The sequence below is a fragment of the Streptomyces yongxingensis genome, assembly GCF_055597465.1.
On sequence record NZ_CM145717.1, the window covers coordinates 7,596,887 to 7,622,658 of the forward strand.

The window sequence follows — 25,772 nt, forward strand, 5'->3', positions numbered from 1 at the left end:
GATCAGGGAATGGTGATTCGAATCCGCGACCGCCGGGACCGCGCCCGGCTGCTCTGAGCTGGCTGAGCTACCCCGCACGGGCACGCGACCCGCCCAGTATGGGCCGATCAGAAGATACGTGGACCAACCAGCGCGACGAGCACGAGCACCCCTACCCCGATCCACAGCAGTCGTACGGCCTGCCGCCAGTACTCGCTCGCGCGCACCTCCCGCACGGCCTTCGACTTCCCGGCCCATCGGCTGCCCTCGGCCAGCAGCTCCAGCCCGGAACGCAGCGCTGCCTGCCCAAGGACCGCGAGCGGGCCGGGTACCTCGTCGATCCGGTCGTTCGGGATCAGCCCGTGGTGGGCTCGCTCGCGGCGCTGCTCGCGGTTGGCGACCGTGGCACGGTCAGCCGGTGCCGCCGCGACGCTCGCCGACGATCAGGCTACGTAGAACTGGAGACTTCCCGCGTGCACCCGATCACGCTTCCATGTTCTGTGCATATTTTGAAGTAAACCCTTTGGTTTTCTTTCATGTCGTAGTTGCAGACAGTGTGATAGTCGTCCGGCTCGGCTATGCAGTAACCGGTGCGACCGTAGGAGGTCCGCCACTCGATATAACGATCCCCTAGCGGCACAGTAGTGTCGTCCACGAAGAAGTCGAAGTAGTCGCCGTAGCTTGTGAAGCACGCCCTTTCGAATGCACCCTCGAGGCAGGCGTCTGCCTGCGCGGGTGCCGCTAGGTACCACGATCGGACCAGCCTTGGACGCGGCGCGGCGGCAGCCCCGACATCTGGTAACTCCCATCTGTGTCACTCACCGCAGGCAGGGCACACGAGGCGAGCCCGAAGGGGGAATCTCCCAAAGGAGCGCACCATGGCGATCAAGAAGCTCCACGACATGGGGCTGCGCAGCGAACACGCCTACACCGCCGGAATCGTTTCCATCGGCCTCTCCGTTCTCACCTGGACCGCATCCCTCCGCGCCGAGCCCGGCAGGGGTCTCGACCGTGCCGACCGGTGGGGCATCTTCGTTGGCGAATGGGCACCGACTTTCATGTGCCTCGGCCTTGCTCTGTCCCACTACGAGCAGGAAGAAGGTTCGTTGATCCGGGGCAAGGCGCACACTGACGCAGAGCGGAAGAGGGACGTGGTTGGCGCGTAGGGGGTCGCGGACCAGGAGGCGGCCAGTCAGCCGGCGCTGTCGGCCGCCTTGGCGATCTCGTCCTATAGCTCGCCGCGCCCGGCCGCGTTGACCTGCCGGGTGGCCTTGAGGACGGGGGACGGCGGGGCTGCCGGGGGCCGGGAACGGCCGGCCTCTGCCTCCGGTGCCCGTCCCCGCGCCGCCGCCACTGCCGGTCGGCTGGGCCGTACGCCGCTGGGACGCGCTCCCTCCGCCGCCGGGCCTTCGCCGGTACCGTCGCCCGCAGCTGCGCGAAGTTGACCCCTACCGCCGGGTGATGAACTGCGCGGTGCCCAGGGTGGCGAACCACTTCCGGATCTGGCTCTGGTCATCCGTCGCGGCGAGCGAGAGGAGGAGCAGCAGACGGGCCTTCTGCGCGGTCAGGTCCTCCGCTCCGATGACGCCGTCGGTGTGGTCGTCGTAGACGGAGCCGTTGCCGGTGCGGGTCGTGGAGGCGAACAGCACACCGTTCTTGACGGCGTCCTCGCGCGCTTTCGACATGGCCGGGGAGATGCCGCCCGCACCGGTTCCGGCGGTGACCACGCCGTCCGCGCCGGAGTCGGCGAACGCCTTGACGGCGTCACCGCTCGCGTCCTGGTAGCTGTAAGCGATCTCGATCTTCGGCAGCGCTTTCTTGGCGATCCGGTCGAGGTCGAACGGCGTCTTCCAGGTCTTCTTCCCGCACTTCTGGATCCGGGCGGGGGCCCGGTTCAGCCGGATGTTGTCCTGGTCGATGACGCCGAGCTCACCGCTATCCCCGCTGGTGAAGGTGTCCATCCGCAGGGCGTTGGTCTTACGGACCTCGCGGGCGGCCTGGATCTGGTCGTTGAGCATCAGCACGGTGCCGTAGCAGGTCGTCTTCCGGCTGGCGGCCAGGTGGATGGCGTTGTAGAGGTTCGCGGGGGCGTCCGTGCCGATCACCGTCCACGGGCGCATGGCGCCGGTGAGGATCACGGGCTTGTCGCTGCGGACCGTCAGATCCAGCCAGTACGCGAACTCCTCCATCGTGTCGGTGCCGGTGGTGACGACGGCCGCGTCGTTCTTCTCCAACTGGGCGTCGACCGTGGCTGTCAGCCGGCGGTAGTCGGCGATCGAGTAGCCGCTGGAGCCCTTGTTGCCGAACTGCTCCGTGGTGACGTCGGCGACGGAGTCCACCTCCGGCTTGAGGTCGCCGACGAGCTTCGCTATCGGCAGCTTGCCCGCCTCATAGTCCTGGAAGGACACCCGGCTCTTGCTGACACCGGCGATGGTGCCTCCCGTGCCGATGACGGCGACCTTCGGAAGGGCCTTCTTCTCCTGTTCCGCGCCGGCGACCGGCGCGGTCGTGCCGACGGCGGCGGTCAGGAGGGTGAGCAGCACGGTGGAACGGCGGGTGAGCATGCGCATGGGCGGCGTTCTTCTCCTCGGCGGGATGTGCACTGCCACGACCTGGACGGATGCGGCGGAAAGAAACATTCCGCATGCATGTTTCTCGGGGATTCGGTGATCGTGAACAGGTGATTGCGGCACGACTCGCACACCATGTCGAGTTCGAGCGTCATCGCCCCGCACACCGGAGACCCGCCCTGTTCCCTCCTCACCCGCGGCGCCGACAGCCGTGCCCGCCGTGTCGCGCGCTCGGCCGCGGCGAACCACCAACCTGCGGCGGTTGGCGTGGGCCGTCCTTACAAGGCAGATGTCGGCGGTTCGAACCCGTCTGCGCCCACTCTCTGGACCAGCTACGGGACCACCTTGGAGAGAGGCCCAAGGGAGGCGGCTCCCACCTCGCCGTCTCGGCGGATGGTCAGTCGAGGCAGAACTCGTTGCCCTCGATGTCCTGCATCACGATGCACGACTCATCGTGGTCATCGGCAAGCAGCACTCGCACGCGTGTCGCGCCGAGCGCGACCAGTCGTGCGCACTCGGCTTCGAGCGTGGCGAGGCGCTCCTCACCCACGAGCCCGGTGCCGACCCGCACGTCAAGATGCAGCCGATTCTTGACGACCTTGCCTTCGGGGACGCGCTGGAAGTACAGACGCGGGCCCACGCCTGAGGGATCACCGCAGGCGAACGCCGCACCCTGCCGCTCAGGCGGCAGAGAGCGATCGAACTCGTCCCATGTGGCGAACCCTTCCGGTGGCGGCGGTACGACGTACCCCAGCACCTCGCACCAAAAGCGAGCGACGCGCTCAGGTTCCGCGCAGTCGAAGGTGACTTGGAACTGCTTGATCGATGACATCGGCGCACCATAGCAGGGGGCTCTGCTGCTCATTTCCCGGTGTGGAGCCGCGGGTTGTGGGGAGGACGGCCCCTCGAGGACCGCGCGCAACGCGAGGGTGCCGCCGCGTGCCCGTCCGGCGTCGCCGCGTGTGTCAGGCGTCGCCGCGTGTCCGTCAGGCGTCGAAACGGCCGCGTGCGCTCTCGATGTGACTGAGGTGCTGGTGGGTCCAGCCGCATATGACGTCGACCGCGGCGCGCAGCCCCTGACCCGGCTCGGTGAGGGTGTACTCCACCCGCGGCGGCACGGTGGGGTGCACCTTCCGGTCGACCAGGCCATTGCGCTCCAGCATGCGCAGGTTCTGGGTGAGCATCTTGTGGCTGACGCCCTCGACCTCGTTCCGCAGCTCGCTGAAACGCAGGGTGCGCTCGCCGAGCGCCTCGATGATCAGGAGCGCCCACTTGTTGGCGACGTCCGAGAAGATCTCTCGCGCCAGGGAGTCCGCGCGCCGCAGGTCGGCGTCCTCGGGCAGGCCCTTGAGCAGATGTTTGGTCACCATGAGGTTCCTCAGTCACCGAAAAGTGCGTTCTTCCAGGTCAGGCTTTACTCTCCTACAGTTTCCGAGTAACCACAAGAGAGCAAAACCGGAAGGGCGAGCACCATGGCCACCATTGATGTCTTCACCTACGACGTGCCGGCCGAGAGTGACTTCGGCTACTCACAGGCGATCAAGTCCGGCGAGCTGATCCACGTCTCTGGACAGCTCTCGTTCGACGAGGCGGGCGAGTTCCTCTACGCGGGCGACTTCGCCGCCCAGCTCAAGCAGACCTACGCCAACATGGACAGGGTCCTGGACCACTACGGCGCCACCCGGAACCAGGTCGTCTCGCAGACCCTGTACGTGGTGAACCTGCGGCAGAACGCCGCGGCGACGGCGGAGGGCAACCTGGCGTACTTCGGTGACCACCGCCCGGCCAGCACGGTCTTGGGCGTCACTGAACTGACCTTGCCCGGCCAGGTCATCGAGATCAGCTTCGTCATCGACACGAAGCTGCCCGCCTGAGGCTCCTCCTCGCACGTCCCACTGCCCTCCGGGATCCCCGTTCGTGGAACAGTCACGTGGAACAGTCACAGTGACCGTTCCACGTGGCCCGTCGGCGCCCGGCCGCGGCTCACGATGCCTGCATGCCGCCGTCGACGGAGAGGACCACTCCGGTGACGTAGGAGGCGCGGTCGCTCAGCAGCCAGGCGGCGGCCTCGGCGACTTCCTCGGGCTCGGCCGCGCGGCGCAGCGGGGTGCGCGCGTTGAGCTGGTCGATGACGCCCGGCGATTCCGCTTCCCAGCCGCGCATCATCTCGGTCAGCGTGGTGCCGGGGGCGATGGCGTTGACGCGGATGCCTTCCGGGCCGTAGGCGACGGCCGCCGACTCGGTGAGGCTGTGGACACCTCGCTTCATCGCGCTGTACGCGGGCAGTACGGGGTTGCCCTTCCAGCCGCCGACGGACGAGGTGTTGACGATGGCGCCCGTGCCGGCGGTCGTCCGGATCGCGGTGACCTGAGCGGCCAGCGCCAGCCAGACGCCCTTGAGGTTGACGCCGTACTGCTGGTCGAAGTCCGCCTCCCGCACCTGGTCCACCGGGCCGATCTGCCGCGTGCCGATCGCCCCGTTGTTGAAGGCGGCGTCGAGTCGGCCGTACGCCTCCACGGTGCGGTCGACGGCGGCGCGCACGCTTGTCGCGTCGGCCAGGTCGCACACCGCGTACTCCGCGGTGCCGCCTGCCGCCCGGATCTGTTCGGTTACCGCTTCGAGCTGGCTCTCCGTGCGGGCCGCGAGCAGGACCCGGGCGCCTTCCCGGGCGAACAGCCGCGCCGCGGCGGCGCCGATGCCGCGGCCGGCCCCGCTGATGAAGGCGACCTTGCCGGCCAGCAGGCCCAAGGCGGCGGGGGTGGGGGCGGTGGTGTCGGTGGTCTGGGTGTTGTCCATGCCGACGAGCCTGTGGCCGCCACGCACCCCCATCCAGGCACCGGCGGTACCTGGATCGGCTTCGTCGGCCCCGCCAATACTGGGGAACATGGACAGGCGAGAGCTGGCCGGCTTCCTGCGCAGCAGGCGCGAGCGGATCACCCCCGCCGACGTGGGGCTGCCCGCCGGACCGAGGCGCCGGACCCCGGGGCTGCGACGCGAGGAGGTGGCGCAGCTTGCGTTCATCTCGACCGAGTACTACACGCGGCTGGAGCAGGCCCGCGGCCCGCGCCCCTCGCGCGAGGTGCTGGCCGGTCTGACCCGTGCCCTGCGCCTGTCGGACGCCGAGCGCGCCCACCTGCACTACCTCGCCGGCGCCCCGCCCGCCCCGCCGCCAGGACCCTCCCGCGAGGTGCGCCCGAGCATTCTGGACCTGCTGCGGCGGCTACCGCACGCCGCGGCACTCGTACTGTCCGCGACCTATGAGGTGATCGCCCACAACGACCTGGCGGCCGCCCTCCTGGAGGACTTCTCCGCCCTGCCCCGGCACGAGCGCAACTTCTTGCGCCGTACCTTCCTCGATTCGCGAGTGGGGGAGCGGCGGTGGTACAGCCGGTCCGGCATGGAGATCTTCGGCCGTACCGCGGCCCGGCATCTGCGGGCCGCCGCTGCCCGCTACCCCGATGACCCCGAAGTGGCCACCCTGGTGAAGGACCTGCTCGCCGGCAGCGCGGAGTTCACCCGGCTGTGGGCCGCCTACGACATGTCGGTCGAACCCGCCCCGCACAAGACCTTTCGGCACCCCCTGGTCGGTCCCATCACGCTCAACTGCGATGTCCTGGACATCACTGACCGGGACCAGCGCGTCGTGATCTACACGGCCGATCCCGGCTCCCCGGCGGAGGAGGCTCTGCGGCTGCTGTCGGTGATCGGCACACAGCGCATGGACGTACCCGGCTGACCGCGGCCTCCGGCGGCCGGTCGGTTCACGCGGATGGCCGCCGGTCTGGATGCCGCTCCGGCGGCCCGCGCCGGTGGAAAAACCGATCCCGCGGCGACCTCGAAGTCGAAGCCGTCGAGCACGACTTTGTCGCCGTATGCCGTGCGCAGCCCTGAAACCGCGATTGCCGAACTCATGGCGTTGTGCCCTGACAGGACGTCGCGGAGGTCAATACGCGAAGCGGCTCACGGTCTCCGGGTGGATGACGAGACGAACCTGCTCCGTGGCCAGGATCCCGGCGAGGTCGCCGGCGCGGACCGGGTCGTCGAGGTCCCAGTAGCGAGCGGCCAGGCGGGCGCACAACTCGTGTGCCCCGTCCGACTCCACCGTGGTGCGGCCGGTGACCGACAGCCAGCGCTCGCGTTCATCCACGGGGGCGGCGACGACGATCGAGGCGCGGGGGTCGCGGCGCAGGCGCCGCACCTTGAGCGAGTCCGGGGCCGTGAACAACTGGATCGTGCCCTCGGCAGTGGCCTCGAACCACACCGGCCGGGGCTGTGGCGGAACCGGCCCCCCGGCCACGGACAGGAACCCGTGCAGGGGGCGGCGGAGGAACTCGAGGTCCTGGGCGGTCAGCGAACTGGCGTCGGTGCTCATCACGGTCCTTCCGATGGGCTGGGGGGAATGGCGGTGTTCCGAGGACGATGGCCGAGCGGCTCGGTCAACCGGTGTCGGGGCGCCGCCAGGCGCCCGCCGCCGCGGCCCGCAGGACGTAGTCCTCGAACGTCCGGGGCGGCCGTCCCAGCACGGTGGCGAGGTCATCCGTCGTCCCGGCGAGCAGCCCGCGTTCCATCAGTACGAACATCTCGGCGACGTGGTGGGCGGCGTCCTCGCTCAAGCCCTCCTCGACCAGCGTCGCGGCGTACTCGGCGGGGGAGACCTGCCGGTAGGTGAGGCGCCGCCCGGCCGCCCGGGAGATCAGCTCGACGGCCTCACCGAAGGTGAGCGCGCGCGGTCCGGTCAGCTCGTAGACGCGTCCGGCGTGCCGGCCGGGTTCGGTCAGCACGGCGGCCGCGGCGTCGGCGACGTCCTCGACGTCGATGAAGGGCTCGGGTACCGCGTCGGCCGGGAGCGCCAGCTCCCCGGCGACCAGCGGGGCGTGGAAGACGTCCTCGTCGAAGTTCTGGTCGAAGTTCGACGACCGCAGGACGGTCCACTCCAGCGCCGAGCCGCGCACGGCCTCCTCGGCGGAGCGCATGTCCAGTCCGAACGTGGAGTCGCCCCAGGTGTCGGCGCCGCGCCCGGAGAGCAGGACCAGCCGCCGCACCCCGGCGGCCTCGGCCCGGGCCACGAACTCGTGCACCGGGCCCGGCACGGGCGGGGCCACCACGTAGGCGGCGGCGATGCCTCGCAGGGCCGCGTCCCAGCCGCCGGGATCGGACCAGTCGAACCGGGTCCGGCTCGACCGGGAGGCGGCACGCACCGGCGTGCCGCGCAGCCGCAACCGGGCGACGACCCGCCGACCGGTCTTGCCGGTCGCGCCGAGGACGAGAGTGGTGTCGTTGCTCATGACGCCGATTGAACACGGCCGACTCGGACGACCCCATAGGTGAAGAGCCGGATTGCCTGTGTATTCGTCTAAACTCACTGAGGTGGACGCGTTCAGTGACCTGATCCGTGGGGTGCGAGCCCACGGCTCGTTGTTCGGCAGCTCGACCCTCTCCCCGCCCTGGGCGCTCCACTTCGTGGACGGCGCGCCGCTGACCCTGTGCACCGTCCTCACCGGGTCGGGCTGGATCGTGCCGGAGCACCGTCCGCCCGAGCCGCTCCGCGCCCGGGAGACGATCGTCGTACGCGGCCCCGGGACGTTCACCTTCGTCGACGAGGTCGGCACCCGGGCCGAACCGATCGCCTGCGGGGAGCACTGCGCGACGCCCGAGCAGGGCGGGACCAGGCACCGTCGCGGCTGGTACGACGACGGCGGGGACGACTGCGGCGGGGACGACCGCGGTGGGGACGCCGGTAACGGGGGCGCCGGTGACGGGGGCGCCGGTGACGGCGCGACGACCCTGATCGTCGGCGCCTATCCCGTACGCGGCGAGATCAGCCGCCGACTGCTGGACGCGCTGCCCGTCGTGCTGCGCGTGGACGCCGGGGGCACGGCCGACCCCGTGCTGGACCACCTCGCCGCCGAGGTCGCCGTCGACACGCCGGGCCAGCAGGTCGTCCTCGACCGGCTGCTGGACTGGATGCTGGTCTGCACGCTGCGCGAGTGGTTCGACCGGCCCGGCGGCGAGCCCCCGGCCTGGTGGGCCGCCCAGCGGGACCCGGTGGTGGGCCACGCGCTGCGCCTGCTGCACGCCGAACCGGCGGCACCCTGGACGGTCGCCGCGCTGGCCGAGCGCACCGGGGTGTCGCGTTCGACGCTGGCCAAGCGGTTCGCCGACCTGGTCGGCGAACCGCCGCTGACCTACCTCACCCGCTGGCGCATGACGCTCGCGGCAGACCTCCTGGTCGAGCGGGAGGCCGCGACCGTCGCGGACGTTGCCCGCACCGTGGGCTACTCCGACCCGTTCGGATTCAGCGCGGCGTTCAAACGGGTCCGGGGAGTCAATCCAAGCGATTTCCGCCGCACCGCGACCGCCCCCTGAAAGACGCCGGAACGGCGGTTCGACTCAGTGCACGAACCGGCGGTTCGACATCACCGTGCGCACAACCGGTCCAATGCCGACTGGCTCTCGTCGTCGGCGGCGCGGTAGATCAGCAACCGCTGGTCCGGATCTTGAAGTGGCATCAGCACTTCGAAATGCAGCGCGAGCACACCGACGTGGGGATGCCGTATCTCCTTGTGCCCGCGGCCGTTGACCTTGACATCCCGCTCGGCCCACAAGCGCGCGAATTCCTCGTCATGGGTGGCGAATTCGGCGATGAGGTCGGTCAACGCCTTGTCCTCCGGATGCGCGGCCCACGCAGCGCGCAGATGGGCGATCCCCTCCCGCACGACGCGTTCGCGGTCGACGTAGAACTCACGTATCCGCGGATGCATCAGGCACAGCCACATCGCATTGCGCTGCGACGGCGGCAGGGTGTCGAAATCCAGGAGCAGCCTGGCCATTTCGTCGTTCCAGGCCAGGATGTCGTAGCGGTGGTTCATCAGCATGGCCGGCAGCGGCGACAGGTCGGCGACCAGCCGGGCCAGCGGCGGCACCGCGGTCGTGGCGGGCTTGTCGGCGTTGCGCGGGCGGCGCTGCTGGGCCAGGTCGAAGAGGTAGGCGCGTTCGTCGGGGGCCAGGCGCAGCGCCCGGGACAGCGCCTCCACCACGTCCGCCGAGGGCCGCAGCCCGCGGCCCTGTTCCAGCCGCACGATGTAGTCGATGCTGACCCCGGCCAGTTCGGCGACCTCTTCGCGGCGCAATCCCGGGGTCCGCCGGGACCGCCGACGCGACGGCAGACCGAAATCGTTCGGGTCTAGCCGTTCGCGCCGGGTCCGCAGGAACGCGGCCAGCTCCTGCGTCGCATCCACGGTGCGGGTCGTCATGGTCGATCCAACAGCCAGGGTAGGACTGGCATTCCCAGGAACTTCTTTCCCTTATCCCCGGCTCGCGGTGGTCACAGGCTTGTTCTCGACAACGGATCACAAGCACAGGAGGACACGATGTCACTCACCCTCGACACCTATCGGCTGCTGGGCCGCTCCGGGCTGCGGGTCTCACCGCTGGCGCTGGGCGCGGCGACCTTCGGCACCGAGTGGGGCTGGGGCGCCGAGCGGGACGAGGCGCGCAAGCTGTTCGACCTCTACGTCGAGCGCGGCGGCAACTTCATCGACACCGCCAACACCTACACCAATGGCAGCTCCGAGCGCCTGCTGGGCGAATTCACCCGCGACAACCGAGAGAGCCTGGTGCTGGCAACGAAATACACGACGCTGCGCCGACCCGGCGATCCGAATTCCGGGGGCAGTCACCGCAAGAGCCTGTTCGCGTCGGTGGAAGCCAGCCTGCGACAGTTGAATACGGACTACATCGATCTGCTCTATCTGCACGTGTGGGATTTCACGACGCCGGTCGAGGAGATCCTGCGCGGCATGGACGATCTGGTCCGGCAGGGCAAGGTCCTGTACGTGGCGATCTCCAACGCCCCGGCCTGGCAGGTGTCGCGCATGCAGGCGATCGCCGACCTGCGCGGCTGGTCGCCGCTGGTCGCGCTGCAGATCGAATACAACCTGATCGAGCGCACCGGGGAACGTGACCTGATCCCCATGGCACGCGAACTGGGGCTGGGCGTGGTCCCGTATTCACCGCTGGCCGGCGGGGTGCTCACCGGCAAGTACAGCCGCGACGACCTGGCCGCGGCGAACGTCGCAGCCGGCGACGGCACCCGCAAGAGCTTCAACCTCGCCTTGGGTGCGCTCACCGAACGTAACCTCGCCATCGCTGATGTCCTGAAGGAGGTCGCCACGGAACTGGGCCACACACCCGCCCAGGTCGGGCTGGCCTGGACCCTGCGGAACCCGAGCGTGACAGCACCGATCATCGGCGCACGCACCCCCGCGCAACTGGAGGGCAACCTGGGGGCCTTGGAGGTCGACTTCACCGCCTCCCAACTGGCCCGCCTCGACGAGGCCAGCGCGATCGAACTCGGCGCCCCGCACGGCCTGCTCGCCAGTGACCACATCCGCAATGTGACCCAAGGCGACCTGAAGATCGAAACCCGCCGCTGATACCCGATCCGGTTTGTCGGTATTCCGTGCCCGTGGCCCGTGGCCCGTGGCCCGTGAGCGAGTCAGCCGTCGGCAGGCCGAGGCACGATGCTCACCGCGCGGTAGTCGTACCCGTCCTGTGTGAAGCCGGGAGCTTCCCATGTGAGGTCCACCTGCTGTCCGGGCGACAGCGTGCGGTAGCCGGTCACCTGGATGTCGGAGAAGTGGCCGAAGCAGCCGCCGGGAGTCTCGGGGGAATCGAGCACGCCCGCCCCCAGCCCTCCTCGTCGCTCCACTCGCGGACAGTCGCAATCACCATGGGAGGGACCCTAGGGGCTCGGTCCGGTCTCGTCTCTGTATTTATGCGTTGGTGGTGGCAGGGCTCAACGGCTCACTGCGCTGGTCCAGCGATTTCGCAACGCGCCCGCCCTAGGTCCCCAGACCTCCGCTCGGGCCGACCCTAGATCGTCCGCGAGCCCGATGCCGCGTTTCGGGGGCGGGAGCCACCATGCTGGTGGAGACCTGCGAAGAGGAGCGCATCATGTCGTACCCGGAATTCCTCGCATACCCGGAGCCCCGCTACCACGGCGACAAGGGCGAGGTGAACGCGGCCTTTCGCCCGGCCCACACCCCGCCGGACATCTCCTCGCCCGGTGGCGGCTCTACGCACTACCTCGCCACCAACGAGTCGACCGGCGGCGAATTCGGCCTGTACAAGGTGGAGTTGGGGGCGCGGGCCGCCGGAGCCAAGACGCACTTCCACAAGGCGATGTCGGAGTCCTTCTACATTCTCTCCGGCGAGCTGGAGCTCTACAACGGCGAGAGGTGGGTCACGGGCCGCGAGGGCGATTTCCTGTACGTACCGGTCGGCGGTCTGCACGCCTTCAAGAACGTGACCAATGAGCCCATGTCCATGCTCCTGCTCTTCTCCCCGGGCGCCCCGCGCGAGGAGTACTTCGAGCGGGTCGCGGAGATGTCGCGGCGCGGTGGCGAGGAACTCAAGCGCTTTCGGATCCGGCACGACAGCTACTTCGTGGAGGATTTCGAGCCCGAGCCCGAGCCCGAGCCCGAGCCCGAGGGGGAGTAGGGGAGTAGTCGCGTATGGCCTTGCCCGCGCGTCATGCGCTCACGCGCGGGCAACGCGCCGCCGAGGGCGCGGACCTCCTGCCGAGGTCGAGGACGGCGATCACCGGGTCATGGGGCCTGCTCCTGTCCGATGAACGCGGTGAACGCGGTGACCAGGCCGTGGGGCGCGTCGTCGCCGAACATGAGCTCATCGCTGCCGACGCCTTCGGCGGCGACCTCGGCGCTGCGGGGGAACATCGCCTGCTCGTACTCGGCGAGCGCGGCCTCGACGTCGTCGGGGTGCGCGGCGAGGGCCTCGCCGAGTTCGGCGCCGTCGAGCATGGCCAGGTTGGCGCCTTCGCCGTTCGGGGCCGTGAGGTGGGCGGCGTCGCCGACCAGGGTCACTCCCGGCACCCGCTCCCACCGGTGCTCGATCGGCAGGGCGTGGTGGGGGCGCAGGACCGGCGGGGTGTCGCCGTCGGTGATCAGCGCGGTGAGCTCCGGTGCCCAGCCGTCGAACTCCCGCGCGATCCGCGCGGTGGCCGCGGCGGCATCGGTGAAGTCGATGGCGGCGAACCAGTCCCGCGGCCTGGGGAGCAATACGTAGGTGTGCAGGGTGTCGCCGCTTTCCCGGTGCGCGTGGATCGCCCTGCCCGGCGCGTGCGCCATCAGCGACCCGCCGCCGACCGCTTTGGCGGCGGCGGGGTGCCGGGTGTCGGCGTCGTACAGGTACGTCTCGACGAACGACAGGCCGGTGTACTCGGGTACGGCGGTGGAGAGCAGCGGCCGGACCCGTGACCACGCGCCGTCCGCGCCGACCAGCAGACTCGTGACGACGGTGCTGCCGTCGGCGAACGTCACCTCGTGGCGGCCCTCGCCGAGGGCACGGGTCCCGCTGACCTTGTGCCCCCACCGGACGGTGCCGGCCGGGAGCGAGTCGAGCAGCATCTGTCGCAGCTCGCCGCGTTGCACCTCGGGGCGTCCCCCCGTGCCGTCGTCGGCTTTCTCGAACAGGGCGGTCCCGTCCCGGTCGAGGACCCGCATCGCCTGGCGGCCCTCCAGGACGAGGCCGCGGAACTCGTCCATCAGGCCGGCGGCCCGCACGGCCAGTTGGCCGTTGTAGTCGTGGATGTCGAGCATCCCGCCCTGCGAACGCGCGGCCGGGGAGACCTCCGCCTCGTAGACGGTGGCCGGGATGCCGTGGACGTGCAGGACGCGGGCGAGCGTGAGGCCGCCGAGTCCGGCGCCGATGATCGTGACGGGAGTGCGCATCGTGACTACTCCTTCGGGATCGAGGCCGCCCGGTGCCAGTCCGGGCAACCTCGCTGGTATGCCGTTCCAGAATTGGAACGCCGCTCCATAGTGGAACGTCGCTCCATGTTGGAACAACACTCCAGCCATGTCAAAATGGCGGCATGGCAACGCGGACACGCCGGTCACAGCGGCGCACAGAGGCGCTCTCCCGCGAGCGCATCGTCGAGGCCGCCATCGAGCTGCTCGACGCGGCCGGCGAGGGCGGGCTGACCTTCCGGGCACTGACCGAGCGCCTCGCCACCGGCCCCGGGGCGATCTATTGGCATGTGGCGAACAAGGAAGAGCTGCTCGACGCCGCGACCGACGCGGTCGTCGCCGCCGCGCTGTCGCTCGCGCCCGCCCAGTCCCCGGACTCGCCGCAGGACAAGATCCGCGCCGTCGCGTTCGGCCTGTTCGACGCGATCGAGGACCACCCGTGGCTCCCCACGCAGCTCGCCCTGCAGCTCTCCCGCAGCCCCTGGGGGTCCGTGACGCCGCGGATCTTCGAAAGCATCGGCCGGCAGGTCCGCGCCCTCGGTGTGCCGGAGGGCCACTGGTTCACGGCGGCCTCGGCACTGGTGCACTACATCCTCGGTGCCACCGGCCAGAACGCCGCGAACGCCGCGAGCGCCCGCACCCTCGCGCCCGACGTGGACCGTGCCGAGTTCCTCGACACCGCGTCGAAGGCATGGAAAGAGCTCGACCCCGACGACTATCCGTTCATCCACGCCGTCGCGGCCCAGATGCGCGAGCACGACGACCGCGAGCAGTTCCTCGCCGGGATCGACCTCGTCCTCACCGGCATCACGGCTCTCCACCTGCCCGGCGAACAGGGGGGCACTACGCCACCTGCCACCTGACCGGGGTGAGGCCCAACGCGCACTGACGACCCGCATGCGGTGGCACGTTTTCCGTTCGGCTCTCGCTTCCGCGGTACGGGGATGCCGGACGACCGGCGGCTGGGCGGCATGGCGGCCGTCCCGCGGTCTGGTGGCCTGAACCGGGTTCGCCCGCCGGATTTGGTTTCAATTGATACGGTATCGAACGAATGAATGGCTGTAATCTGGCCCCATGAGCGCCGACCTCCCTCACCACACCACCGCCTCGCGGGCGACCGGCCGTGCCGGGGACACCTCGCCCTTCGCGCTCGGCCTGCTGCTGCGTCGGGCGCACTGGCGGGCGGCGGCGGTGATGACGGAGGCGCTTCGGCCGCTCGGCATTGAGTTGCGGCATTTTGCCGTGTTGATCGTGCTGGTCGACCGCGGGCCCACGGTGCAGCGGGACCTGGCGGCGGCGACGGGGTCGGACAAGGCGGGGATCATGCGCGTTGTGGACGACCTGGAGCGCAAGGGGCTGGTCGTACGCAAGGCCGTGCCGGGGGACCGGCGGGTGCGAGCGGTGGAGATCACGCCTCAGGGGGTCGAGCTCTTCGACGCGGCCCATGTGGCGGCGGAGCCGCTGGCCGAGCGGTTGGTTGGCGAGCTGGGGTCCGACGAGGCCGAGCGGCTGAAGGATCTGCTGACCCGGTTCGCCTATCCCGCGGAGGGCGGGGCGTAAGGGCGTTATGCGTCGGCCCTCGCCTCGGACAGGGCGGGCTGACGCCGTGTGACGGCCTCGGCGCCTGCTCCAGTTCCTCGATGAGCTTCTCGCGCGCGGCGAACGCCGCCGACTGCTCCGGGGTGCGCTCGGACGGCGCGGTGTAACCGGCGGACCAGGGCGAGTCGATGTGCAACAGCGTGACCATGTGACTTTCTCCCCTGAGTGCTCGGTGATGGTTGAGAGTAAGATGGTATCGAATGATACTGTCGCGAGCGTAACGAAGTACGCGGCGAAGATGCGATGCCTCGGGTGGATGGGAGACAGGGGATCTTGGACGTCTATGACGCCGTCACGAGCCGACGGGCGGTGCGCGGATTCACCGACCGGCAGGTCCCGAGGGAGGTGCTGGAGCGGGTGCTGTCCGCGGCGGCTTGGGCGCCGTCCGGGTCGAACCTCCAGCCGTGGCACGCCTACGTGCTGACCGGCGGACCGCTGGCCGAGCTCAAGAAGCGCGCCGGTGAGCGGCTGGCCGCGGGCGACCCCTGGGACGAGGCGGAGTACGAGCAGTACCCGCCCGCGCTGAAGTCCCCGTACCGCGAGCGCCGATCCGCTTTCGGTGAGCAGCGCTACGGCGGGCTCGGCATTCCGCGCGAGGACCTGGAGGCGCGCCAGCGGGCCGCCTCCGCGAACTGGCAGTGCTTCGGCGCGCCCGCCGCGCTGTTCTGCTACATCGATCGCGACCTGGGCGGACCGCAGTGGTCCGACGTCGGCATGTTTCTGCAGACCGTCATGCTGCTGCTCCGCGCCGAAGGGCTGCACAGTTGCACGCAGATGGCATGGGCGAAATACCACAAGACCGTCGCGGAGATCGTCTCACCGCCGGAGGAGCTCATCCTCTTCTGCGGCATGTCGATCGGGTACGAGGACGTCGCCCTGAGCCACCCCCGTACGGGGCGGGCGCCGCTCGGTGAGACGGTCAGGTTCGTCGACGGCCGCTGAGGGGCCTCGGCCTTGCGGAGTGGTCGGCCCTGCGGAGTGGTCAGCCTCGCGGCGTGGTCAGCCATGCGCTGACGCGGGCCAGTGCGGTGGGGCCGGAGGTGGAGGCGACGTCCTGGGCCAGGTCGGCGATCGAGACCGTGCGCAGCGCCTCTCGCCAGGCCGCGTCCGCGCCGCCCATCACGCGGGCGATCGGGCACGGAGTGGTGCATGCCTCGGCCGGGGTGGCCAGCGGGCCCCGCTGGCGGATCTCCGTGCAGGTGAACGCCGGGCTGGGGCCGTCGACCGCTTCGACCACGTCGAGCACGGTGATCGAGGCGGGTTCCCGGGTGAGGACGTAGCCGCCCGCCTTGCCCTGGACCGAGCGGACGAGCCCGGCCCGGGAAAGTGCCTGTAGCTGTTTGGCCAGGTAGCTCGCCGAGACGTCGTGCAGTTCCGCCAGCTTGGTCGCGGGGACGGGCTCCTCGACGGAGGTGAGCACGACGCAGCAGTGCAGGGCCCACTCGACTCCGCCGGACATCTTCACCCGCCCCACTCTAATCAGCCCGCTTACTCGGACAACTTGTGTCCGGATATTTTCTCGGACAAGATGTGTCCGAGTTTCATGGACGGCGCGGCCACATGGTGGTTCATGCGCCGTACCCAGGCAGGCGCCATGCGCGCCATCCCGACGAAAGGCATGTCATGAAGTTCGCGGTCATCGGCGGTACCGGGCTGATCGGGTCCCAGGTCGTCAAGAATCTGAGCGCCGCCGGGCACGAGGCGGTACCGCACGCGCTGTCCACCGGGGTCGACATCATCAGCGGTCAGGGGCTGGACGAGGCGGTGGCGGGAGCCGGCGTCGTCGTCAACCTGACGAACTCCCCGACCTTCGACGAAGCCTCCCCGGCCTTCTTCCAGACCTCGATGGAGAACCTGCTGGCCGCGGCCCAGAAGGGCGGCGTCGGCCACTTCGTGATCCTCTCGATCGTCGGTGTGGACCAGGTGCCGGAGCTGGACTACTACCGGGCCAAGGCGCTCCAGGAGGAGATCCTCGCGGCCGAGCCGATCCCGTACTCGATCGTCCGGGCGACGCAGTTCATGGAGTTCATGGATGCCGTTCTGTCCTGGACCGCCGACGGCGACACCGTCCGGCTGCCCGCCACGCCGATCCAGCCGATCGCCGCCAAGGATGTGGCCGCCGCGGTGGCGGAGGTCGCCGCGGGCGCCCCGCTGCGGGGTATTCGCAACGTCGCGGGGCCCGAGGTCTTCCCCCTGGACGAGCTGGGCCGGATCACCCTGGCCCACAAGGGCGACAACCGCACTGTCGTCACCGACCCCACCGCCGGCATGTTCGGCGCCGTCAAGGGTGACGTTCTCACCGACACGGGCGCCGACCTCGCCCCCACCCGCTACGCCGACTGGCTCTCCTGACGCGCGCGCGGCCTGGAGAGAGCTGAGGCCCCGCCCCGCCCGGCGTTACGGCCCCGGCGGGGCTCGGGGCACGGCCGGCGGGTGGCGCGGCAGACCTCCTCCATTTTCGGAATGGTTGATCCAGTTTGACGGACGTCGTGCCGCTCGTCAATATCGGATCGATCGATCCGTAAGCGCCGATCCGTGATTGACCGGAGGAGACCTCCCCCATGACCTCGACGTTCCCTGCTGCGGCCGCCACGCGATCACGCGAGCCGCTTCCCGTTCCGGCGCTGGTCGTGATGGCGTGCACCGGTTTCATCGTGATCATGACGGAGACGCTGCCGGCCGGGCTGCTCCCGCAACTCGCCGGTGGACTCGGCGTCTCGGAGGGCGGAGCCGGGCAGCTCGTGAGCGCCTACGCGATCGGAACGGTGATCGCCGCGATACCCGCGATCATGCTGACCCGCGGAGCTCGGCGGAAGCCGCTGCTCCTGGCCGGGCTGCTCGGATTCCTGGTCGCCAACACGGTCACCACCCTGTCGCCCTCGCTCCCCGTCGCACTGTGCGCCCGCTTCGTCGCGGGCGCGTTCTCCGGTCTGCTGTGGGGCATGCTCGCGGGATACGCACGGCGCGTCGCGGCTCCGGAGCACGCGGGACGCGCCCTCTCCATCGCCATGACCGGGACCCCGGTCGCGCTCTCGGCCGGGACGCCTCTGGGGGCCTGGCTCGGTTCGACGGCCGGATGGCGATGGGCCTTCGCCGCGATGTCCCTCCTCACCGCCGTCGCCATGATCTTCGCGTGGTTCCTCGTGCCCGACGTCCCGGGGCAGCGGGCGCAGACGCGGGAGCCGCTCGCCCGGGTGCTGGGCATTCCGGGCGTGGGGACCATCCTCGTCGTCGTCTTCGTCTGGATGCTCGCGCACAACCTCCTCTACACCTACATCGCCCCCTATCTGCGGCAGACCCATCTCCCGCTCCGGCCCGACATCGCACTCGTCGTCTTCGGCGTCGCGGCACTCGGGGGGATCTGGATCACCGGTGTGCTTATCGACCACGCGCTGCGTCGGCTCACCCTGGTGAGCGTGAGCCTGTTCATCGTCTCCGGCGCGACGTTCGTCCTCGGCGGGCACTCCATGGTTCTCGTGCTCCTCGCGATCGTCCTGTGGGGCCTCGCCTTCGGCGGCGCGGCGACGCACCTCCAGACGGCTATGGGGGAAGCCGCGGGCGAGAACGGTGACGTGGCGAACGCCATGCTCACGACGTCCTTCAACCTGGCGATCTTCGCGGGCGGTGCGCTCGGTGCCGTCGTCGTCGACGGCATCGGCGCATCGGTCCTGCCCGCCGGGATGATCCTGCTCGCGCTCATCGCACTGGTCACGGTCGGCTGCGGCCGACGCGCGGCCTTCCCGGCGGGGCGGTGACGTCTCGTCGGTGATCCGCGGTGGCACGGCGACGGCTACCCCGGCCGGGGACCCCTGGGGCCGGGACCCCTGAGGCCGCGTGGCCGACGGCCGCCTGGGCCGTTGCCCGCGCCATTGAGGGGGATCAGGGACTCCAGGGTGGCGCCCCGCACCCAGGCGCCGAGGAGGTTCCGGTGCAGGGCCAGGATTCCGTGCTTCAGCGCGAGCTTCTCCGCCTCCCGTGTGAAGGCGCAGGTGGCGACGAACACCGCGACGTCCGCGCCGTGTTCGGCCTTGGCGGTGCCGAGGAACTTCTGCATGTCGCCGCTCGGCACGGTGCGATGGGGTGCGTAGTGCTTGCACTGGATCACCAGCAGGCGCCCGTCCGGCATGCGGCCGATGACGTCCGCGCCCAGGTCGCCCGACCTCCCGGAGACGACGACCCGGGTGCAGCCGTCCCGGCGGCACAGCTCCGCGACGTAACTCTCGAACTGCTGCCAGGTCATGGCATCCACCTCGGCCATGGACCGCTCACGTGCCGCGTTCTCCTGCTCGGTCTGCCAGGCGCGGTGTTGTGCCACGGTGCGCAGATGCGTTTTCCACAGCCACCAGCCGATGGTGCCGAGCACGCCGACGAGGACCACCCCGGCGAGGTACGGCCATACCGTCTTCCAGGTCAGGGCCAGCGCGAGGGCCGCCACCGCGCCGCCGCTCCAGGCCGTTCGGCGCAGCCGTGCCTTCGCTCGCCGTAATGCCGCTTTACGTCGCCCTCGCTGTCGCCCTCGCACGGTCAATGGTGCGCCCCCCTGCCGGCTCGTTTCCCTCCCGCAGTGTCGGGAGCGGCGGGGCGCCCCCGCAAGACCGCCCCTCGCGCGGCGGCGGGGTCTGCCGTGGGCGAATCTGCTGCGGGCCGAGATTCCTTACCGTGCGGGCGAATTGGGGCGATGGTGAAAGGACCGCGGCGGTGTGGGCCGCGGTATTCACAGGGAGGTCCCATGGGAACATTCGCCACCGGCTGGGAGCCGGCAATGAGTCCGCGAGCCGCGGAGGGGGACACGGCACCCACGCGGTTCGACGATCACCTGGCCGCGCAGCTCCTGACCCAGCGCATCGTCTTTCTCGGCACCCAGGTGGACGAGGTGTCCGCGAACCGGGTGTGTGCGCAGATGCTGCTGCTCTCGGCCGAGGATCCGCGGTCGGACATCAGCCTCTACGTCAACAGCCCGGGCGGCTCGGTGACGGCGGGGCTGGCGATCTACGACACCATGCGGCTGATTCCGAACGACGTCTCCACACTCGTCATGGGATTCGCCGCGAGCATGGGGCAGTTTCTGCTCACCGTCGGAACGACGGGAAAGCGCTACGCGCTGCCGAATTCCCGCATCATGATGCATCAGCCGTCCGCCGGTATCGGGGGGAGCGCGGCCGACATCGCGATTCAGGCCGAGAATCTGGAATTCATGAAGCGATCGATCGAGCGGATCACGGCGGAGCACACCGGACAGAGCGTGGAGACCATTTCGCGCGACGGTGACCGCGACCGGTGGTTCACCCCGGAGCAGGCGAAGGAGTACGGAATGGTCGACCGGGTCGTGGAGTCGCTCGCGGACGTACGGCCCGCCGGTGCGCGGCGCAGGATGGGGATCTGACATGGGGCAGTACACGATTCCGACGGTCGTCGAGCGCACCACGCAGGGGGAGCGGGCGTACGACATCTACAGCAGGCTGCTGTCCGAGCGGATCATCTTCCTCGGTACGGAGATCGACGACGGCGTGGCCAACGTCGTCATCGCACAACTGCTCCATCTCGAATCGTCGAGCCCGGAGCAGGAGGTCGCGATCTACATCAACTCACCGGGCGGCTCGTTCACCTCGCTGATGGCGATCTACGACACGATGACGTTCGTGTCCGCGCCCATCTCCACGTTCTGCGTGGGGCAGGCGGCCTCGACCGCGGCGGTGCTGCTGGCCGGGGGAGACCCCGGGCGGCGGTTCGTGCTGGAGCACGCCCGGGTGCTGCTGGGGCAGCCGGTGAGCGGTGGTGCGCAGGGGACGGTCTCGGATCTCAGCCTCCAGGCCAAGGAGATGCTCCGGATCCGCTCGCAGGTCGAGGAGGTGCTGGCACGCCATACGCCCCACGACGCGGCCACGCTCCGCGCCGATATGGACCGGGACAAGGTCTTCACGGCGCGGGAGGCGGTGGCGTACGGGCTCGCCGATGAGGTGCTGAGTCGGCGGATGGCCAGGGCGTATTGAGGGCTCGGTGCCCTCGGCGCCTCAGGCGGCCAGGCGTACGTCGCCCTGCCGCCCCGCGTGCCGGGCCCCCCGCTCCGCGACGGACGTGGCGGAGGCGACGGAGGTGACGGACGTGAGCGACGCGACCGACATCGCCGCGCCGTCGCGCCGCCGCGGGCCGGAGACGAGGCGGATCAGCTCGCCCTGGGCCATCGCGAGGAGGTCGGCCAGGCCGAGGCCGAGTGCGCGGGCGGCGGCCGCGAGGACCTCGGACGACGCCTCCTTGCGGCCCCGTTCGAGCTCGGAGAGGTACGGCATCGAGATCCGGGCCGCCTCGGCCACGTCCTTGAGCGTGCGCTGCTGGGCGAGGCGCTCGCGCCGCAGCACGCCACCGACGACATCCCGCCACAAGGGCTCCTTCACCGGCTCCCGGCCGGGCTGCTCCGGTCCGCCCGGTCCGGCCGGGACGGCGGGGGTCGCCGGGGCGGGGGCGGCCGGGGGGGCTCCGGCCCCGGCGGTGGCTCCCGTCCGGGGCGCCGGGTCCGCGGTGGCCGGACGCAGGGGAATGACGCGGGCTCGGTTCGACGCGTGGCTGCTCACCCCCTCAGGGTAGGAGCGTGGCGCCCGACGGGAAGGGGGCAACGTTCTGCCCTTGGCGAATCGCTCATGCGTTCGGCTCGGGGCGGATGGCGCGAACCGGACCGCGCACACCCCGCGCATCCCCGGCGAGGAGCCCCGTTGTCAGTGCCGGGCCCTAGCGTATGGCTGTCCTTATTCACGCTTGCTGGGCTGCTTGCGTAACTCGGACACGGCGGGGGCCGGGCCCAACAGCGCGGGTCCGGCCCCCGGCGGAAAGACGGTTCGACCGCCCGGGGTACGGGGGTCGGGTCAGGAGGTGATCCGCAGCTCCGGCGGATAGCCGGTCCAGCGCAGTGGCGCGGGCAGGTGCGCCATGTCGTTGGAGAAGAGCACCGAGGGCGGTCGGCCGGGCGGGGGACAGCGGATGACGGTCAGCGCGGCATTGCACTGGTTGAGGCCGAGCCAGCGCCACTTCGGGGCGTCCAGCACGGCCCGGACCAGCCAGCCGATGAGGAAGTTGTGCGTGACGACGAGCTCATGGCGGTCCTCGGGGCCGTCCACCGGACCCGTGAAGCGCTCCTCGGCGGCACGGGCCAGCAGCGGGCCGCGGGCGCGCTCCTCGGGCGGAAAGCGATGGACGAACTCGAGCAGGAAGTCGGCGGAATCGGCGGGCAGTTCGGCTCGCCGGGGGGTGTACGGCACATAGTCGCCGGCCGGTTCGCAGACATGGGCCGGTACGCCGTCGAGTTGGTCGCCGATCAGCCGGGCGGTCTCGGCCGCCCGGGGCAGCGGGCCGTGGTGGATCGCCGACAGCGGGACGCCCCGGAGCCGCTCGCCGAGCAGCGTGGCCTGGCGGCGGCCGGTGGGCGTGAGTCCGCCTCCGTCCGGCGTGGCCTCGCCGTGGCGGGTCAGATAGAGATAGCGGGTGGCGTGGGTCGGGTGAGTCGTGTGGGTCGTGTGAGTCGCGGTCATGGTCCCTGTCCGTCGAGAGTCGCTGGAAGGGACGGCCGGTGACGGGTGGCGGGTTCCGGCGGCGTCCGGCCTGTTCCGGCGGCACCTGAGGGCGCGTCCGGCGGCACCGGACGTCCCGTCGCGGCGGCGCCCGCCCGTAACGGCGACTCGCCCGTATCGGCGGCACCTCCGGGGCCCGTTCGGGCCGCACCGGACGGCCCGCTATCGCCTGCCCGGCGATAGCGGGTCGGCCCCGGGTGGGCGGGGCTCGTCCGGGGCCATGCGGAAGACGACGTCGGCAAGTTGGGCGCAGACGCGTTCGATCTGGCGGCGGGTGGCGTTGCGTTCCGTGATGATCGCGGACAGGAGCAGAGCCGTCAGGGCCGGGACCAGGGTGTTGCCCGCCACGATCGCGAGGACGGCCGGAGGCGACGGGCCGATGGGGGCGTTGACCGCGACGGCGCCGAGGGCGATCCCCGGCCAGGCCATCGGGCCCAGCGTCAGCAGACAGGCCAGGGCGATGCCGGTCGGCGGCCACAGCGGAGTGACCTGACCGCGCACCAGCTCCTGGAGCAGTCCGATCCTGGCGCCCGCGTAGTAGAGGGCCGCGACGGTCACGAGCCGCAGCGCCGTGGCACCGTGGCGCCGGAGGCCGTTGTTCCGCCGGGTCCCCATGTCGCGCGCCACAGCCGCCATGAGACTACGGGCGCCCTCGGGCGGCCTGGTTGACACGCGGCCGCGGGGGAGGGGCTCGCCCGTACGCCGCACCGCGAGCACGATGTCAGGGCCGGTGCGAAGCACGCGCACCTCCCGCCACACGGACGACCCCGCACCCGCGGTACGGCCCCTTCCCGGGGCGTATCGCGGGCACGCATATGCGCATCGGGCTTGCCCACCCGAACCGGGAGACGTCACCGTTGTCCCCCACGGGCACGCGCCGCGCGCCCGTATTCGACTGGGACCGGAGGTGCCATGGGACCGATCGTTCCACCCCTCGTTCCACCGTACGAAACTGTCGGCGACGGGCCGCACCATGTGATGGCGGTGCACGGCTGGTTCTCGGACCGGGCCGCGTACGCCGCGATGCTGCCGCACGTCGACCGGCGCGGGTTCACCTATGTGCTGCCCGATCTGCGCGGCTACGGCGAGGCGCGCGACATCCCCGGCGCGTACACCACCGGCGAGGCCGGGGGCGATCTGCTCGCGCTCGCCGATCACCTCGGCTGGGAGCGGTTCTCGCTCATCGGCCACTCGATGGGCGGGGCGGTCGTCCAGCGCGTCGTGGCGGCCGCCCCGGACCGGGTCCGCCGGCTGGTCGGGGTCGCGCCGGTGCCGGCCAGCGGGGTGCCGATGGAGGCCGAGCAGTGGCAGCTCTTCGCGGCCGCCGCCGACCGCCCGGAGAAGCGCCGGGAGATCATCGACCTCACCACCGGCGGCCGCCACCCGGCCGCCTGGCTGGACCTGATGGTGCGGCACTCAGTGGAGCACAGCGACCCCAAGGCGCTCCGCGCGTGGCTGGACTCCTGGGCGCTGGAGGACTTCCACGAGGACATAGCCGGCGCCCAGGTGCCGGTGCGGATCGTGGTCGGCGCCCACGACCCCGCGCTCACGGCGGAGGTGATGCGGCAGACCTGGCTGCGCTGGTACGTCAACGCCGAGCTGGTGGAGCTGGAGTACGCCGGGCACTACCCCGCCGATGAGACACCGCAGGAACTCGTCCGGGCCGTGGAGGACTTCATCACGGCTGACGCGTAGCCGCCGGTGGGGAGCCGGAGGCGGGCCCGGACGGATCGCCGGAGGGCGAGGGGGAGGCCGGTGTGGAGGGTGAGGCGGAGGCACCGCTGGTGTGCTTCCCCTCGCTCCGCTGGTATCTCTCCTCGCTCTCCTGGTACTTGGGCAGCAGCTCGTTCAAGATCTTGTCGACATACTCCCGCGTCTCGAGGATCTTCGGGATGCCGCGCGCCCGGAGCACCGCGTTCGGCCCCGCGTTGTACGCCGCGAGCGCGAGCCGGGTCGAGCCGAGCCTGGTCCCGCTGCCCGGGACCGCCTTGACCACCTCGTACAGATGGCACATGTAGCGGGCCTGTGAGGGGATGGCGTCGCGGGGCTCCCAGACGTCGGCCTTGCCGTCGCCATCGCCGTCCTGGCCCCATTCCTTCCAGGTGACCGGGGAGAACTGCGAAATGCCCTGGGCGTGCCCGGAGTCCGCGTCCCGGCGCCAGCCGCTCTCCGCGTCGATCTGGGCGGCCAGCAGCGGCACGCTCAGCGGGGAGCAGGCGCGGACCGCGGCCTCCACGACGGGGCGCCTGGCATCGGGGATCACCGGCAGCTCGGGCTCCGAGGGCTCGGTGAGATGCCGTACGACCAGGACCGCGGCGACGACCAGGGCGAGGCCGGCGAGGAACGCGGCGACCGTCCCGGCGGCGCGGGTCAGCATGCCGGAACCGGCACGATGGGGGTACGCATGCAGGGACCGTAGCCGGTATCGCGGGCCGATCCGTAATCGCTCGCCGACACGGCCCTACCGTGCCTGGTGGACACCGGGCAGCGGCTGCCCGGCCGGACCCGCGGGAAGCGGACCTGCCTCACCCTCGCCCGGACGCTTCATCACATACGCCGCACCGGCGCCCGCCGCGAACAGCGCGAGCACCGAGACCGCCGTGCCCAGCCAGGTGGCGCCGAGCCACTGACCGCCGACATAGCCGAGGGCCACGCTGTACGCCGCCCAGGCGAGCCCGGCCACCGCCGACCACGGCAGGAATTCCTTCACCCTCCGGTGGGCCGCGCCCGCGCTCAGGCTGACGACCGAGCGTCCCGCGGGCGCGAAGCGGGCTATCACCACGAGCGGACCGCCGCCGCGCACCAGCGCGGTGCCCAACTTCTCCTGGGCGGAGGTGAGTCGGCGGGAGCGGGCGATGGCGCGGTCGAGCCGGTCGCTGCCGCGCCAGGCCAGCCGGTAGGCGACCATGTCCCCGAGGACGGAGGCGGTCGCGGCGCACAGCATCAGCCCGAACATGGCGGGGAAGTCGGCCGCGCCGGCCTGGCGCACCACGCCGACGGCGTCAACGGTGGTGCCGGCGGCCGCGGTGGCGGCGGTGATGACCAGAACTCCGCTGGGCAGAACGGGCAGGAAGACATCGAGCAGAACGGATGCCCCGATCACCGCGTAAATCCATGGGGTGTTGGTCAGCGACCCCAAATGTTCCAACAACGTTCTACTCCCGATCCCGGTCCCCCCGCTGCGCATGTCGCCGGGAAGCGGCAGGCGTCAGCCTGTAACAGCCATACAGCGTACGCCTGTGACTGAAGAGGATAACGGTAAGGGGTGTGATGATGTTGTTCGAATCACGCCATGC

Annotated in this window: 29 protein-coding genes and 3 pseudogenes; 15 read left to right on the plus strand and 17 right to left on the minus strand. The window is 70.6% G+C overall.

Features of this window, described 5'->3' with window-relative positions:
• Positions 1-857: 857 nt before the first annotated feature.
• The gene (locus ACZ6TD_RS32405) at positions 858-1,145 is read left to right on the plus strand and encodes a hypothetical protein (protein WP_471343812.1); all 288 of its coding nucleotides are present in this window, start codon (positions 858-860) and stop codon (positions 1,143-1,145) included.
• Between the two features lie 127 nt (positions 1,146-1,272).
• Positions 1,273-1,441: pseudogene (locus ACZ6TD_RS32410) on the plus strand (LysR family transcriptional regulator); the annotation flags it as partial.
• Here the strand turns inward: ACZ6TD_RS32410 and ACZ6TD_RS32415 are convergent.
• From ACZ6TD_RS32415 to ACZ6TD_RS32425, 3 genes are all read right to left on the minus strand, one after another.
• Positions 1,428-2,549 (minus strand): asparaginase, encoded by a 1,122-nt coding sequence (locus tag ACZ6TD_RS32415; protein WP_471343814.1) that lies wholly within the window; start codon positions 2,547-2,549, stop codon positions 1,428-1,430. The pseudogene ACZ6TD_RS32410 and the gene ACZ6TD_RS32415 sit on opposite strands and share 14 nt — an antisense overlap.
• Before the next feature lie 397 nt (positions 2,550-2,946).
• Positions 2,947-3,381 (minus strand): VOC family protein, encoded by a 435-nt coding sequence (locus ACZ6TD_RS32420; RefSeq protein WP_471343816.1) that lies wholly within the window; start codon positions 3,379-3,381, stop codon positions 2,947-2,949.
• Positions 3,382-3,535: 154 nt separating this feature from the next.
• A complete protein-coding gene (locus tag ACZ6TD_RS32425) occupies positions 3,536-3,919 on the minus strand; it encodes a winged helix-turn-helix transcriptional regulator (protein ID WP_471343817.1) in 384 nt (127 codons plus the stop codon).
• Positions 3,920-4,021: 102 nt separating this feature from the next.
• On the opposite strand from ACZ6TD_RS32425, the gene ACZ6TD_RS32430 reads away from it, so the two are divergent.
• Positions 4,022-4,423: a RidA family protein gene (locus ACZ6TD_RS32430; RefSeq protein WP_471343819.1), complete on the plus strand. Its 402-nt coding sequence runs from the start codon at positions 4,022-4,024 to the stop codon at positions 4,421-4,423.
• A 109-nt stretch (positions 4,424-4,532) separates the two neighbouring features.
• Here ACZ6TD_RS32430 and ACZ6TD_RS32435 read toward each other — a convergent pair whose 3' ends face one another.
• A complete protein-coding gene (locus ACZ6TD_RS32435) occupies positions 4,533-5,345 on the minus strand; it encodes an SDR family NAD(P)-dependent oxidoreductase (RefSeq protein ID WP_471343821.1) in 813 nt (270 codons plus the stop codon).
• Positions 5,346-5,433: 88 nt separating this feature from the next.
• Here ACZ6TD_RS32435 and ACZ6TD_RS32440 point away from each other — a divergent pair, with 88 nt between their 5' ends.
• Positions 5,434-6,285, plus strand: coding sequence for a helix-turn-helix transcriptional regulator (locus ACZ6TD_RS32440; RefSeq protein WP_471343823.1), 852 nt, complete (start codon positions 5,434-5,436; stop codon positions 6,283-6,285).
• A 207-nt stretch (positions 6,286-6,492) separates the two neighbouring features.
• Here ACZ6TD_RS32440 and ACZ6TD_RS32445 read toward each other — a convergent pair whose 3' ends face one another.
• Together ACZ6TD_RS32445 and ACZ6TD_RS32450 are read right to left on the minus strand one after the other, a co-directional pair.
• Positions 6,493-6,921, minus strand: a complete 429-nt coding sequence (locus tag ACZ6TD_RS32445; protein ID WP_471343826.1) for a pyridoxamine 5'-phosphate oxidase family protein — start codon at positions 6,919-6,921, stop codon at positions 6,493-6,495.
• 64 nt (positions 6,922-6,985) lie between these two features.
• A complete protein-coding gene (locus ACZ6TD_RS32450; RefSeq protein WP_471343828.1) occupies positions 6,986-7,834 on the minus strand; it encodes an NmrA family NAD(P)-binding protein in 849 nt (282 codons plus the stop codon).
• 82 nt (positions 7,835-7,916) lie between these two features.
• Here ACZ6TD_RS32450 and ACZ6TD_RS32455 point away from each other — a divergent pair, with 82 nt between their 5' ends.
• Positions 7,917-8,915 (plus strand): cupin domain-containing protein, encoded by a 999-nt coding sequence (locus tag ACZ6TD_RS32455; protein ID WP_471343829.1) that lies wholly within the window; start codon positions 7,917-7,919, stop codon positions 8,913-8,915.
• A 50-nt stretch (positions 8,916-8,965) separates the two neighbouring features.
• Here ACZ6TD_RS32455 and ACZ6TD_RS32460 read toward each other — a convergent pair whose 3' ends face one another.
• Positions 8,966-9,802: a helix-turn-helix transcriptional regulator gene (locus tag ACZ6TD_RS32460; RefSeq protein ID WP_471343832.1), complete on the minus strand. Its 837-nt coding sequence runs from the start codon at positions 9,800-9,802 to the stop codon at positions 8,966-8,968.
• A gap of 117 nt (positions 9,803-9,919) precedes the next feature.
• Between ACZ6TD_RS32460 and ACZ6TD_RS32465 the strand changes: the two genes are divergently transcribed.
• Positions 9,920-10,984 carry an aldo/keto reductase gene (locus tag ACZ6TD_RS32465; protein WP_471343834.1) on the plus strand — a complete coding sequence of 355 codons (1,065 nt, stop codon included), beginning with the start codon at positions 9,920-9,922 and terminating at the stop codon, positions 10,982-10,984.
• Positions 10,985-11,046: 62 nt separating this feature from the next.
• On the opposite strand, the pseudogene ACZ6TD_RS32470 reads toward ACZ6TD_RS32465, so the two are convergent.
• Positions 11,047-11,282, minus strand: a pseudogene (locus ACZ6TD_RS32470) (cold-shock protein).
• Positions 11,283-11,504: 222 nt separating this feature from the next.
• On the opposite strand from ACZ6TD_RS32470, the gene ACZ6TD_RS32475 reads away from it, so the two are divergent.
• The gene (locus ACZ6TD_RS32475; protein WP_471358227.1) at positions 11,505-12,050 is read left to right on the plus strand and encodes a cupin domain-containing protein; all 546 of its coding nucleotides are present in this window, start codon (positions 11,505-11,507) and stop codon (positions 12,048-12,050) included.
• A gap of 107 nt (positions 12,051-12,157) precedes the next feature.
• On the opposite strand, the gene ACZ6TD_RS32480 is transcribed toward ACZ6TD_RS32475, so the two are convergent.
• The gene (locus tag ACZ6TD_RS32480) at positions 12,158-13,300 is read right to left on the minus strand and encodes an FAD-dependent oxidoreductase (protein WP_471343835.1); all 1,143 of its coding nucleotides are present in this window, start codon (positions 13,298-13,300) and stop codon (positions 12,158-12,160) included.
• A gap of 143 nt (positions 13,301-13,443) precedes the next feature.
• On the opposite strand from ACZ6TD_RS32480, the gene ACZ6TD_RS32485 reads away from it, so the two are divergent.
• Together ACZ6TD_RS32485 and ACZ6TD_RS32490 are read left to right on the plus strand one after the other, a co-directional pair.
• Positions 13,444-14,181: a TetR family transcriptional regulator gene (locus tag ACZ6TD_RS32485; protein ID WP_471343838.1), complete on the plus strand. Its 738-nt coding sequence runs from the start codon at positions 13,444-13,446 to the stop codon at positions 14,179-14,181.
• Between the two features lie 211 nt (positions 14,182-14,392).
• Positions 14,393-14,878, plus strand: coding sequence for a MarR family winged helix-turn-helix transcriptional regulator (locus ACZ6TD_RS32490; protein ID WP_471343840.1), 486 nt, complete (start codon positions 14,393-14,395; stop codon positions 14,876-14,878).
• 61 nt (positions 14,879-14,939) lie between these two features.
• Here ACZ6TD_RS32490 and ACZ6TD_RS32495 read toward each other — a convergent pair.
• A pseudogene (locus tag ACZ6TD_RS32495) lies at positions 14,940-15,035 on the minus strand (FMN-dependent NADH-azoreductase); the annotation flags it as partial.
• 155 nt (positions 15,036-15,190) lie between these two features.
• Between ACZ6TD_RS32495 and ACZ6TD_RS32500 the strand changes: the two are divergent.
• Positions 15,191-15,859 (plus strand): nitroreductase, encoded by a 669-nt coding sequence (locus ACZ6TD_RS32500; RefSeq protein ID WP_471343842.1) that lies wholly within the window; start codon positions 15,191-15,193, stop codon positions 15,857-15,859.
• Between the two features lie 40 nt (positions 15,860-15,899).
• Here ACZ6TD_RS32500 and ACZ6TD_RS32505 read toward each other — a convergent pair whose 3' ends face one another.
• On the minus strand, positions 15,900-16,376 hold the full coding sequence (locus ACZ6TD_RS32505; protein WP_471343845.1) for an RrF2 family transcriptional regulator: 477 nt from the start codon (positions 16,374-16,376) through the stop codon (positions 15,900-15,902).
• 164 nt (positions 16,377-16,540) lie between these two features.
• On the opposite strand from ACZ6TD_RS32505, the gene ACZ6TD_RS32510 reads away from it, so the two are divergent.
• Together ACZ6TD_RS32510 and ACZ6TD_RS32515 are read left to right on the plus strand one after the other, a co-directional pair.
• A complete protein-coding gene (locus ACZ6TD_RS32510) occupies positions 16,541-17,269 on the plus strand; it encodes an SDR family oxidoreductase (RefSeq protein WP_471343847.1) in 729 nt (242 codons plus the stop codon).
• 209 nt (positions 17,270-17,478) lie between these two features.
• The gene (locus ACZ6TD_RS32515) at positions 17,479-18,672 is read left to right on the plus strand and encodes an MFS transporter (protein ID WP_471343849.1); all 1,194 of its coding nucleotides are present in this window, start codon (positions 17,479-17,481) and stop codon (positions 18,670-18,672) included.
• A 35-nt stretch (positions 18,673-18,707) separates the two neighbouring features.
• Here the strand turns inward: ACZ6TD_RS32515 and ACZ6TD_RS32520 are convergent, their stop codons facing one another.
• Positions 18,708-19,352 (minus strand): restriction endonuclease, encoded by a 645-nt coding sequence (locus ACZ6TD_RS32520; protein ID WP_471343851.1) that lies wholly within the window; start codon positions 19,350-19,352, stop codon positions 18,708-18,710.
• 294 nt (positions 19,353-19,646) lie between these two features.
• Between ACZ6TD_RS32520 and ACZ6TD_RS32525 the strand changes: the two genes are divergently transcribed.
• Together ACZ6TD_RS32525 and ACZ6TD_RS32530 are read left to right on the plus strand one after the other, a co-directional pair.
• Positions 19,647-20,300, plus strand: coding sequence for a ClpP family protease (locus ACZ6TD_RS32525; RefSeq protein ID WP_471343854.1), 654 nt, complete (start codon positions 19,647-19,649; stop codon positions 20,298-20,300).
• Position 20,301: 1 nt separating this feature from the next.
• A complete protein-coding gene (locus ACZ6TD_RS32530; protein ID WP_471343856.1) occupies positions 20,302-20,907 on the plus strand; it encodes a ClpP family protease in 606 nt (201 codons plus the stop codon).
• Positions 20,908-20,928: 21 nt separating this feature from the next.
• Here the strand turns inward: ACZ6TD_RS32530 and ACZ6TD_RS32535 are convergent, their stop codons facing one another.
• The 3 genes from ACZ6TD_RS32535 to ACZ6TD_RS32545 form a co-directional block, all read right to left on the minus strand.
• The gene (locus tag ACZ6TD_RS32535) at positions 20,929-21,486 is read right to left on the minus strand and encodes a helix-turn-helix domain-containing protein (RefSeq protein ID WP_471343858.1); all 558 of its coding nucleotides are present in this window, start codon (positions 21,484-21,486) and stop codon (positions 20,929-20,931) included.
• A 288-nt stretch (positions 21,487-21,774) separates the two neighbouring features.
• Complete coding sequence (locus tag ACZ6TD_RS32540) at positions 21,775-22,437, minus strand: histidine phosphatase family protein (RefSeq protein WP_471343861.1); 663 nt, start codon at positions 22,435-22,437, stop codon at positions 21,775-21,777.
• Positions 22,438-22,638: 201 nt separating this feature from the next.
• Entirely contained in the window at positions 22,639-23,112 is a 474-nt protein-coding gene (locus ACZ6TD_RS32545) for an MASE1 domain-containing protein (RefSeq protein WP_471343862.1), read from the minus strand.
• A 276-nt stretch (positions 23,113-23,388) separates the two neighbouring features.
• On the opposite strand from ACZ6TD_RS32545, the gene ACZ6TD_RS32550 reads away from it, so the two are divergent.
• Complete coding sequence (locus ACZ6TD_RS32550) at positions 23,389-24,171, plus strand: alpha/beta fold hydrolase (RefSeq protein ID WP_471343864.1); 783 nt, start codon at positions 23,389-23,391, stop codon at positions 24,169-24,171.
• Here the strand turns inward: ACZ6TD_RS32550 and ACZ6TD_RS32555 are convergent.
• Positions 24,155-24,853 carry a lytic transglycosylase domain-containing protein gene (locus ACZ6TD_RS32555; protein ID WP_471343866.1) on the minus strand — a complete coding sequence of 233 codons (699 nt, stop codon included), beginning with the start codon at positions 24,851-24,853 and terminating at the stop codon, positions 24,155-24,157. The genes ACZ6TD_RS32550 and ACZ6TD_RS32555 overlap by 17 nt on opposite strands.
• An 84-nt stretch (positions 24,854-24,937) precedes the next feature.
• On the minus strand, positions 24,938-25,627 hold the full coding sequence (locus ACZ6TD_RS32560; RefSeq protein ID WP_470011025.1) for a DedA family protein: 690 nt from the start codon (positions 25,625-25,627) through the stop codon (positions 24,938-24,940).
• Between the last annotated feature and the right edge of the window lie 145 nt (positions 25,628-25,772).